We start from the raw sequence: 987 nt of genomic DNA, 5'->3' as shown, positions 1-987 counted from the left end.
CCGGAGTTGATACGGAAACGTTAGATTTGGCGCACGACGCGACGATCGCCACGCTCGTCGACCTTCTCAGCGAGCGTGACGCCGAACTCGCGCGAGTGCTAAAACGCTGCTCATACCTGTCAGACGGCGTCGCCGTACGCGATATGGACAAGCCGGTATCAACGCTGCGAACGCTTGATGTGTTACCCCCATTCGCCGGCGGCTAACGTGATTCGCATCACATAACGAAATGGTCACGAGCTGGCTACAGCCGGGTGGAGCTCGTCGTTTACCTGCGAAAACGCTCCGGTAACCAGGACCTTTAAACAACTTTTAATGTTTGCTCGCGGGGAAAACGCCCAAGGCCGTCAAAGGTGACGCGATAGCGGGAAGCAGTTACCGTTCATTTCCAAGTCAACCGACCCTAATCAGTTGACCCACCCCATTCCGGTAGCGCCGAGCTCCATCCACCGGGCGGGGGTTACGACAAACATCAGGATGGAGGCGGGGGACCCAACCGGTCCACCGAATTTTTCAGGACCAGGAACTGCATGCGGTTCCTTGGGGTGAAGCCGCCGTCGTTTCGACGACGCGGCCGGGCGACCTCTCCAGCCCGAACCCGACAGCTGACCTCGTGGGCGCATACGAGAGGACCTTCACGCTTATGAGTGGACGGCACCGCAAGCCCACTTCGTCGTCGTCAGCAAAAAGTGTCGCCAAAATCGCCTTCACCGGCGCTGTGCTCGGTGGTGGCGGCCTGGCAATGGCCGGCCATGCGATGGCTGCGACCGACGGCGAATGGGACCAGGTAGCCCGCTGCGAGTCCGGCGGCAACTGGGCCATCAACACCGGAAACGGCTACCACGGTGGCCTGCAGTTCTCCCCCAGCACGTGGTCGTCCCACGGCGGCGGCGAGTACGCACCCAGCGCCTACCTGGCCACCAAGGACGAACAGATCGCCGTGGCCGAGCGCGTGCTCGCCAGCCAGGGCAAGGGCGCATGGCCCAC

The 987-nt window shown here is 62.1% G+C and carries 2 protein-coding genes and 1 riboswitch; both genes read left to right on the top strand.

Annotated elements, in window-relative coordinates:
* The coding region (locus A5740_RS00010) for a MoaD/ThiS family protein (protein ID WP_076190435.1) at window positions 1-206 on the top strand (206 nt) is incomplete at its 5' end.
* Window positions 207-423: 217 nt separating this feature from the next.
* Window positions 424-635, top strand: a riboswitch (cyclic di-AMP (ydaO/yuaA leader).
* 8 nt (window positions 636-643) lie between these two features.
* The coding region (locus tag A5740_RS00005) for a transglycosylase family protein (protein ID WP_139334849.1) at window positions 644-987 on the top strand (344 nt) is incomplete at its 3' end.

Origin of the sequence: Mycobacterium sp. GA-1841, from assembly GCF_001954135.1 — a bacterium.
Classification (GTDB): domain Bacteria; phylum Actinomycetota; class Actinomycetes; order Mycobacteriales; family Mycobacteriaceae; genus Mycobacterium.
The sequence above is the reverse complement of the archived record's forward strand: the minus strand, read 5'-3'. Positions and strand labels throughout refer to the sequence as shown.